At 72.3% G+C, this 9,411-nt stretch carries 7 protein-coding genes; 3 read left to right on the top strand and 4 right to left on the bottom strand.

Annotation, left to right across the window (positions count from 1 at the left end; genetic code table 11):
• The 4 genes from ABD211_RS30860 to ABD211_RS30845 all read right to left on the bottom strand — a co-directional run.
• Window positions 1-678, bottom strand: a 678-nt coding sequence (locus ABD211_RS30860; RefSeq protein ID WP_344139461.1) for a hypothetical protein, incomplete at its 3' end; no start/stop codon positions are given.
• The gene (gene pelF, locus ABD211_RS30855) at window positions 675-2,165 is read right to left on the bottom strand and encodes a GT4 family glycosyltransferase PelF (RefSeq protein WP_344139460.1); all 1,491 of its coding nucleotides are present in this window, start codon (window positions 2,163-2,165) and stop codon (window positions 675-677) included. The genes ABD211_RS30860 and pelF, both read right to left, overlap by 4 nt.
• Before the next feature lie 40 nt (window positions 2,166-2,205).
• Entirely contained in the window at window positions 2,206-4,206 is a 2,001-nt protein-coding gene (locus ABD211_RS30850; RefSeq protein WP_344139457.1) for a hypothetical protein, read from the bottom strand.
• Between the two features lie 122 nt (window positions 4,207-4,328).
• Window positions 4,329-5,042, bottom strand: coding sequence for a response regulator transcription factor (locus ABD211_RS30845; RefSeq protein WP_344139454.1), 714 nt, complete (start codon window positions 5,040-5,042; stop codon window positions 4,329-4,331).
• A 331-nt stretch (window positions 5,043-5,373) separates the two neighbouring features.
• Between ABD211_RS30845 and ABD211_RS30840 the strand changes: the two genes are divergently transcribed.
• From ABD211_RS30840 to ABD211_RS30830, 3 genes are all read left to right on the top strand, one after another.
• On the top strand, window positions 5,374-6,162 hold the full coding sequence (locus ABD211_RS30840) for an NADH dehydrogenase [ubiquinone] 1 beta subcomplex subunit 11 (protein WP_344139452.1): 789 nt from the start codon (window positions 5,374-5,376) through the stop codon (window positions 6,160-6,162).
• Window positions 6,163-6,226: 64 nt separating this feature from the next.
• Window positions 6,227-7,870: a hypothetical protein gene (locus ABD211_RS30835; RefSeq protein ID WP_344139449.1), complete on the top strand. Its 1,644-nt coding sequence runs from the start codon at window positions 6,227-6,229 to the stop codon at window positions 7,868-7,870.
• A gap of 279 nt (window positions 7,871-8,149) precedes the next feature.
• Window positions 8,150-9,307, top strand: coding sequence for a cytochrome P450 (locus ABD211_RS30830; RefSeq protein ID WP_344139463.1), 1,158 nt, complete (start codon window positions 8,150-8,152; stop codon window positions 9,305-9,307).
• The last annotated feature ends 104 nt before the right edge of the window (window positions 9,308-9,411 follow it).

The following is a 9,411-nucleotide window of genomic DNA, read 5'->3' as shown; positions in this document are numbered from 1 at the left end:
GCCCGGCGCGGTGGCGTCGAACAGGCGGCCGTCGCCGACGACGACCGCGACGACGTTGCCGACGACGCCGGGCGCGAGCGTGAGCAGCAGCGCCCGCTCGGCCTCCAGCACCAGCGCCACCGACGCGGCCAGCAGGTAGGCGGCCTGGGCCACGGCGATCAGCGCGACCGCCGGCGTGACCCGCAGGGCGACGGCGAGCCCCGCGCTGACCGCGACGACCAGCAGACCCGGCCCGAGCAGCCCGCGCCGCAGCACGGCCTTGGCGCCGTCGCGGTCGAGCTGGCCGAGGCGCACGTAGCCGAGGTACGCGACGGCCTGCGACACCGCCCACGCGAGCAGCAGCGAGGCGATGACGACGGTGCCGCCCGCCGGCCCGGTCACCTTCTCGGCGACCGCCAGGTAACAGGCGGCCGGCAGCGCGAACAGCACGCCGCGCAGCACGTGCCGACCGGGCCGGGTCTGCCACGGCCCGACGGGCTTCGGCGCCGCGGTCGGCTTCGCCGGCACCTGCCGGCGCATCTGCCGGGCCAGGTCGAACACGGTCGGTATGCCGTGCCGCCCGTTCGCCTGGGCGTCGGTCATGCCGTCGGACTCGAGCTGGGCCGCGATCTGCAGCGAGTCCACGGACTCCCGCAGCTTCAGCTCCATGCTGTCCGAGACGGAGATGCGGGCCTTCACGCCAGCCTCAGGATCCGCGTCTCGTTCGTGTCGAAGTCGTCGTCGTCCGCGACCTCCATGCGCTTCGTCGGGTCACGGCCCTCGGCGAGCGCCGTATAGATCCCGTGGAACGAGCCGACCGCGCGGTCGACCGTGAAGAACTCCAGGGCGCGCTGGCGGGCGGCCGCGCCGAGCTTGTGCCGCAACAGGTCGTCGCGGAGCAGGGTCAGGCACGCCTCGGCCATGGCGGCCGGGTCGCGCGGCGGCACGACCAGACCGGTGTCGCCGACGGCCTCGCTGACCCCGCCGACGTCCGTGGAGACGGTGGCGCGGCCCGAGGTCATCGCCTCGATCACCGTGTACGGGAAGCCCTCGGAGATGCTCGACAGCACCACCACGTGCCCGGCCGCGTACGCGTCGGCGATGTTGTCCACGCGCCCCTCGAAGGTGACGGCGTCGGCGACAGAGAGTTCGACGGCGAGCTTCTCGCACCGGGTCAGGTAGCCCTCGTTGCCCTTGGGCGTGCCGCCGAAGATGCGCAGCCGCGCGGCCGGCAGCTGCTTGCGGACCAGCGCGAAGGACCGGATCAGCGTCTCCAGGTCCTTGATCGGGTCGACCCGCCCGGCCCAGCTCACGGTGGGCGCCAGCGGCTCTGGCCCGGCCGGCGCGAAGTCGGCCGGGTCCACGCCGTTGTAGACGGTCTCGATGCGGTTCGGGTCCGCGCCGCCGTGCTCCTCCCACCGCCGGTTGTACTTGTTACCCGGCGTGATCAGGTCGGCCGCCTTGTAGGCCGCGGCCGACACCTGGCGCAGGAAGCTCAGCAGCAGCAGCTGGCTCGACCAGCCGTACCCGGCCTTGTTGAAGCTGAGGTAGCGCTCGCGCAGGTAGATGCCGTGCTCGGTGAGCAGCATCGGGATGCCGTGGCGCCACTTGGCGGCCAGCCCCACCAGCGCGGCCAGCCCGTTGGTCACCGCGTGCGTGACCTGACCGGGCGGCACCGGCTGCAGCAGCGGCCGCAGCCAGTGCTCGAGCAGGTCGGTCACCGTCAGCGCGTCGTGCACGCTGAGCGTGGCGCCGGTCTCCGCCACGCGCGGCGCCCCGCGCCACGCGTCCAGCAGCCAGCCGACCGCCCGCTCGTCGCGCAGCGCCGCGCCGATGGGGCCGGACTCGGAGAGCTCCACCAGCGCGCGCAGCGACTCGGTGAACGCCGGCAGGGCCAGTTGCGGCTCCGCCAGCAGGGACAACAACATCTGGTGGTACGCCTCGGCGACCTGCGCCCGCAGGCGCCGGCCCGGCCGTTTGGGGGCCGGGCCGGACGCCCAGAGCGGAATCGGGGTGAGCGTCACATTCGGCGGCAGGTCCCAGGCGGGCTTCTCCAGGCCGGTGATGCAGATGCCGGCGATGTCGAAGTGGTGCTCGGGCAGCCCCCGTACGATCTGGTCGCACCAGACGCTGACCCCACCGAAGGCCTGAGGGTAGGTGCCCTCAGTGACCATTGTGATCTTCACGTCGCTCCGTGTTGTCGGTGGACGCCGCGCCGGGCGGGTCCTAACTGGGCAGGGTGACGGTGAGGGGGGTCCCGTCCGAGTGCACCCAGGCTGAACGGGTGCCGCCGTAGGCCTGGCCGAAGGCGGTCCCGCCGGACTGGCTGCCGGTGGGGGCGGTGAGTGGCACGTCGAGACCGTTCGGTGCCTCGATCGTGACCACCCCGTTGAGCAGATAGGCGGTGACGGTGCCGTTGGCCAGGGCGGCCGTCCAGGCGGCCTGGCGCCCCAGCACCTCGCCGTTCGCCTTCAGCGGCTCGCAGACGATGGGGGTGTTGCTGGCGAACGCCGCGCGGTACGTGCCGAGCAGGCGCTCGAGCAGCGGGTAGGCCAGGCGGTCGCCGGCGAGGTTGGACTGGTGGATGTAGTGCGGACGGGGGTCGTTGGCCAGCACGTGCGTGAGCGCGATGCGGGTCTCCGTCGGCACGATGTAGTTGTTGTAGTCGTTGGCCGACGTGAGCGGCGTGATGCAGGTCGTCGCGGGGTTGGTCTCGCAGATCCCGCTGCCGCCGTTGGCCTGGCTCGTGTAGATCCAGTTGTACTCGTCGACCTCCTCGGCGGCGGTGGCGACGTTGTAGAACAGGTTCAGCGGGTGCCGGGGCACGGTCAGCGCCGAGCCGACGCCGCGCTGGTCGTGGTCGCGGGAGTTGTCGGCGCCGAGCCACTCGATGCCGGTGGCGGTGAGGGCGGGGGCCAGGTGCGGGTTGTCGGCGGTCTGCTGCGGCAGGACGCGCATGCCGGAGTGCTCGCCCGTGACCAGCTCGTCCGGGTCCACGGTCAGCCCGTTGGTGGCGGCCCAGGCCAGGTTCTGCGAGATCTCGCCCTCGATCTGCGCCTGGCTGGCGTAGACGGGGTCGCCGGTGGCCGGGTCGGTGACGCAGCGCCACGGCACCACGGTGAAGTCCTGCTCGCAGCCGAGGAAGGCGTGCGACCACGTGTGGTTTGCCCAGCGGAAGTGCGACTTGTTGGCCAGCAGGGCGGTGGTGAGCGGGTCGGAGCCGTGGTCGGCGATGTACTCGACGCTGCCGTTGGCGTTGAAGTACATGTCGAAGGTGAAGTTGTTGTTGCTCTGCCACTGCACGGCCTCGGCGACGTCCGCGGCGGTCATCCGGATGTCGGTCGTCGTGTACGAGCCGACGCAGTCGTCGCCGGGCGTGCAGTTGCCGGCGGTGCTCCACCGCGCGTCGGCCTCGAACACGTCGTCGATGTGCAGCGAGAAGTAGTTGCGGTACTCGCCGAGGTGGACGCCCTCGGTCATCCAGTCGACGATGCCGGGCAGCAGCAGGCGGGCCTGCCACTGCTGCGGGTTGTAGACGAAGGTGAGGGCGAGCTGCTCGCGGCCGTCGCCGGTGTACTCGCCGACGAGGACGCCCGTGCCGCCGCCACCGGGGATGGGCGCGGTCACCAGCGGCTCGAGGTGGGTGGTGCCGTACGCGTCGGTCCCGTCGGCCTGCGCCGCGGGCAGGTACCCGTACGACTCCCAGTAGGCGGAGGTGATGTCCTCGAACGCGATCGGGCCGCGCAGGTAGCTGAACGCGCCCGCCCGCGCGGCGGCCGTGGCCGTCGCCTCGATCCCGTCCAGCGACCCGCCGTAGGTGGTGGTCTGCATGCCGACCAGGTACGACGGCCAGACGAACGCGTCGACTTGGCGGATGCCGTACTGGCGCTCGTAGTTGACGACCGCGTCGTACTCGGACCAGTCGGTGAACGGGGCCGCGTTGGGCAGCACGATCGCCTGGTACTTCGCGCGGGTGACACCGCCGACGGTGTCGGCCAGGAACTGGGGCGTGATCGTCGGCCGGTTCGGGTCGTTGAGGTCGACCGTGTCGTAGGGCACGCCCTCGGTGCGCAGCTGGCTGGCGATGGCGTCGGTGGTGACGTCGCCCTGGGACACGATGAGTACGCGCAGGTCGACGCGGACCCCCGTGGGTGGCGCGGCCTGAGCCGACGCGAAGGGTGACAGCACCGCGGCGACGGCGACCGTCGCTACGGCTGCTGCGAGCATGCGGCGATTGCGCACGGAACCTCCTGGAGTTGACCACTGTGGACGCACAGGCCGCATTCATGGTGGGCGGCGCATGCTGCGCCGCGAAGACCACGGACGACCCGATGCTCTAGGTCCAGGTCCTAGGACTCACTTCGATCCAGGTCGGGACTTCGCGCGCCGGAGGACTTCACCGGCCGGCCAAGCCACACGTCACGGGCACTACGTCGGTCGGTCACCTTCAGCTGGCGGAACACCCGGTGCAGGTGGTTCTTCACTGTCTTAATGGAGACAGCGAGCTTCTCCGCAACATCCTGGTTGGACAATCCCTGCGCCACGAGGTCCATCACCTCGCGTTCGCGCGCGGTCAGGCCACGGTGCGGGCCCAGGCCCGCGTCGCGGCGGACGAACTCCATGACGGCGGCGGACGCCGACGCCGTGAGGTAGGGCTGCCCGGCGGCCGCGAGGCGCACGATGCCGGCCAGCTCCGTGAGGTCGAACTGGCCGTGCACGAGGTAGCTCAGCACGCCCGCGCCGACCGCGCGGGCTATCGCGGCCCGGTCGTCGGCCACACTGACCATCACGACCCCGGCGGTCTCGGTCACGCGGGCCGGGACCGCCTGCCCGTCCAGGCCCGGCAACTGTGCGTCGAGCACCACGACGTCGGGCTCACCGTGGCTGACCTGAGCGAGCAGCTCGGGCATGTCGCCGACCTCGGCGACCACGGCTATGTCGGGTTCGCGTTCGAGTAGAGTGCGAAAGCCCAGCCGGACCACTCCATTGTGGTCGGCGATGAGGACACGCACGCGCGCCCCGTGCGTCACCCGGTGCGGTGACGCGACAACGGAACTGTTCACAGGCGAGCCTCCCCAGGTTCCCACCCGTTCGAAGCGGGGCAGCTGTCGTGGGACGCGTGTGGTCCCGCGCCGGTCGCTGTCGAACGGGCCCAAGGATAGATGGAAATTCATGGTGTTCGTAACTCATTGCAAGCTTCCGGAACGCTGAGTGACGGAAGTCCGTCCGTTCTGCCTCTTGCGTCGCTGGCGGACCGCACGTCGGGCGCGTGGGGTTCGCAGACGCGAGTCTGTGTCACTGGAACTATCGCGGGCGTCGGCGCCATTGTCCTAAATATTGACGCATATGATTGCCGGGTTCATCGTCGTCCCACGATCGGCAAGGAGTTTGCGCATGCAGAAGATCAGAGCGCTCGTGACGGTGGGCGTGCTCGCCGCCGCCGCACTGGCCGCCACGCCCATGACCGCGTCGGGCGCGCAGCGCGGCACGTGCCCGCCGCGCGGCGCGCTGTTCTGTGAGGACTTCGAGGCCCAACCCGTCGGCGGGGCCGCCAGCCTAGACTGGGGCATCGACACCCGGCACGGCACGCTGACCGTCGAGCGGGCCGGCCGCGCGGGCAAGGTGCTGCGCGTGCACACCGAGGCCAACGGCACGGCGTTTCTCAAGGTGGTCGACTTCGCCGCACCGGGCAACAGCTTCTACGGCCGGTTCCGCGTCAAGGTGGACGAGTTCCCGACAGCGCCCGACTGGGCCCACTTCACGCTCGTCGAGGCGACCGGCTCGGGCAGCAGGGAGGTCGTGCGCCCGTTCGGCGGCCAGTACGCCCCGACGGTCACGCCGCCCGGCAGCTTCTGGGGCGTCGGCGCCGACGGCGGCCCGACCGGCGACTGGACCAACTGGCGCGAGTCCGCGCCCGCCGTCGCCGACCGCTGGCAGTGCGTCGAATTCCAGTGGTACGGCCCACAGAATCGCATCACGGTCTGGATCGACGGCGTGGCCCAGCCCGACCTGACCGTCTCGACGACCGAGCACGGCGGCGCCGCCACGGACTTCGTCCTGCCGACCGTCGACACCATCAAGGTCGGCTGGCAGCTCTACCAGGGCGGGCCCACGCCCGACCACTTCGACCTCTGGCTCGACGACATCGCGTTCACCACGAACCGGCTGGGTTGCGGGAAGTAGCACGCATCGATACTGGCGCCGGGTCGTGATCGGCGCGTGACGGCTGGTACCGACCCTGGGAAACATGACGCAACGGGGGATCTCGACCGGCCTGGCGTGGCTGACGCACCCGGTGACCGTGGTGGCCACCGTGGTGCTGCTGCTCAACGACCACGTGTGGAAGGCGGCCCAGCCGGGCTTCCTGACCGGCAAGCTGAGCGACGCGGCGGGGCTGTTGGTGGCCCCGCCGCTCGTCGCCGTCGTACTCTCGGCGACCGCCCGTCGCCTCCCCGCCGGCCGGGTCGCCGGTGTGGCGATCGCCGTGACCGGGGCCGGCTTTGTCGCCGTGAAGGTGAGTCCCTTGGTCGCGGGGTGGGCTTCGGCGGTGTGGAGCGTGGCGAACGGCCCGTCGCGGGTGCTGGTCGACCCGACCGACCTGGTCGCGTTGCCGGCGTTGGGACTCGCCTGGCTCGCGTGGCGGTCGGCCGCGCGCCGGCTCACGGTCGCGGGCTGGGCGCGGCTGGCGGCCGTACTCGTCGTGCTGCCCACGGCGACCCTCGCGGTGGCCGCCACGTCGGCGCCCGAGTACCCCACCGCGGTGGCCCTGGCCGAGTGGGACGGTGGCGTCGTCGTCGGCGTGGGCAACGCCTACCACGACGGGGAGCGCATCGACCGCGGCCTGATCAGCACGGACGGCGGCCGCCTCTTCGACTCCTACAGCCTGCCCTGGCCGGGGCAGACACGTCCCATGCCCAGCACGGCGGCGCAGCCCTCGTGGACCGTGCTGGCGCCGCCGTCGGTCCCCGCCGGTCGCACGACCGGCACCGGTGCCGACCGTCGTCCCGACCTGCCGTGGGCGGGCCTGTCGGACTGCGTGGCCACCGAGCCCACCCACTGTTTCCGCGCGGTCGCGGGACACCTGCGGGTGGAGGAGACCACCGACGGCGGCGCGACGTGGCACGTGTCCTGGCAGGTCACCGACGCGGCGCGCGAACGCCTCGCGACGACGTACGAGCGCTTGGGTGACCTGGACACCCAGCTGTCCTCCCGTGCGCTGGTGGTCGTGGAGCAGCCCGACGGGTTCGTGGTGCTCGTCGCGAACGGTCGCGACGGCCTGGCCCACCGTGGTCCGGCCGGGGTCTGGGCGCGGATCGGCCTCGGCGCCCGGGTATACACCTCCACCACGTACCACGAGACGCCGCCCGAGATCCCGGCGCCAGCCTCCGACGCGGTCGTCCTGGCCGTGGTCCCCGAGGGGTCCCATGTGGTCCTCGCGACCGCGGCGATCCTCTTTACCGGCCTGGTAGTGGCCGGGTTCCGGGCCAGGCGGCCGGCCGGGGCCGCGTGGGCGCTGCTCCCGCTGACGGCCGGGGCGTTCCTCATTCTGCGGGTCGTCGACGCGAGCGAGCGGGACCTGCTGAACGCCATCTTCCCGTGGGCCTTCCGGATGGCCGGCGCCGGCCTGCTGGTGGTCGGGCTCGGCGTCGCGGCGGTGTCGCCGCTGGGGCGGGTGCTCACGGGCCGGACGCTCGCGGCGGTCGTCCTGGCCGCCGGCGCGGGCGGCGGCTGCGCGATGGTGCCGTTCGTGCTCCGGGCCTCCGGCGGCTGGCCGTCATACCCGGCCGCCGTGGTGACCGCGTCGGTCGCGCTCGGCGCGGCGGCCGCGGCGGTGATCTCGATCGTGGCGACGTCGCGCATCCGCCCCGACGCCGGGCCGGCCGCCCATTGACCTCTATCCTTGCCGGGAGGCACGGGACCGTCATGTCGTCGCCACCGGTCACTGAACGAATGCTGACATCGTGTGGAACCTATGTCGCACTTCTTGTGCAACACGGAGTCTGACGCGACCTGCCGTCCGCTCGAAGCGCAGCCATCCGCTGTTCGCGTCCACCCCCTCTGTCTACCGGATGGCGGGTGCCAGACTGGGGTGAACCGTGGGGGGAGGCGTGCCGTGAGCGGGATCGTCGACGGGCCGGAGGTCTCGGCGCTGCTGGGCGAGCTGACCACGATGGTCGGCCGGGCCGACCCCTATCCGCGCTACGCGCGGCTGCGCGAGATCTCCCCGGTCGTGCGGGCCGACGACGGCGCCCTCGTGGTGACCCGGTACGCGGACTGTTCGACGGTCGCCCGCGACGGGCGGTTCGTGCACATGCCGCCGGACGTGCTGGCGGTGCTCGGCTTCCCCGACTGGGCGGACCGGCCGTCGTTGCGGATGATGTTCACGAGCATGCTGATCCGCAACCCGCCCGACCACACCCGGCTGCGCCGGCTGGTCAGCGGCGCGTTCACGGCCCGGCGGGTGGCGGAGCTGCGGCCGGCGATCGGGCGCCTCGTCGACGAGCTGCTCGACGGCCTGGACGGCGAGGTCGACCTCGTCGCCGCGCTCGCCTTCCCGTTGCCCGTCAACGTGATCGGCGAGCTGCTCGGCGTGCCCGCGCCGGACCGCGCCCAGTTCCAGCCCCTCGTGCGGGACTGGACGCGCATCCTCGAGGTCCTCACGCCGGAGGCGGTCGATCAGGCCGACGCGGCGGCCGCCGTCATCCGGACGTACCTCGAAGATCTGATCGCGACGCGGCGCCGGCGGCCGGGCGCGGACCTGTTGAGCGCGTTGATCGCCGTCGAGGAGGCGGGCGACCAGCTCAGCGGGGAGGAGCTGCTCACCACGGCCGCGCTGCTGTTCGCGGCCGGGTTCGAGACGACCACGAACCTGCTCGCGAACAGCGTCGTCGCGCTGCTGGAGCACCCCGGCGAGCTGGCCAGGCTGCGCGCGGAACCCGAGCTGGCCCAGCCCGCGGTGGAGGAGCTGCTGCGCTTCGACAGCCCGGTGCAGCTGCTCGCGCGGGTCGCCGCCGATCCCGTCGAGGTCGGCGGCGTCGTCGTGGGGGAGGGCGAGCGGATCGTCGCCTACCTCGGCGCCGCCAACCGCGATCCGGACCGGTTCCCCGAGCCGGACCGGCTGTGGCTGGAGCGGCCCGACAACGCGCCGGTGTCGTTCGGCGGTGGGATCCACTACTGCCTCGGCGCGCCGCTCGCCCGGCTGGAGGCCCAGGTGGCGCTGCCCGCGCTGGTGCGCCGCTTCCCGGCGTTGGCGCTGGCGGGCGCCCCGCAACGCCGCGACAGCCTGTCGATCAAGGGCCTGACACGGCTGCCGGTCAGCCTGCGATGAGTCCCCGCGCGAAGTGTGGTCAACGACCGGGGTCGTGGTCGAGCAGCGACCGCACGGCGGCGGCCTCGGGCGCGGCGGCCGCCTCGAACAGTGCGAGCGCGGCG

Origin of the sequence: Luedemannella flava, from assembly GCF_039528515.1 — a bacterium.
GTDB lineage: Bacteria > Actinomycetota > Actinomycetes > Mycobacteriales > Micromonosporaceae > Luedemannella > Luedemannella flava.
Note: the sequence above shows the minus strand (reverse complement) of the source record. Positions and strands in the feature narration are given on the sequence as shown.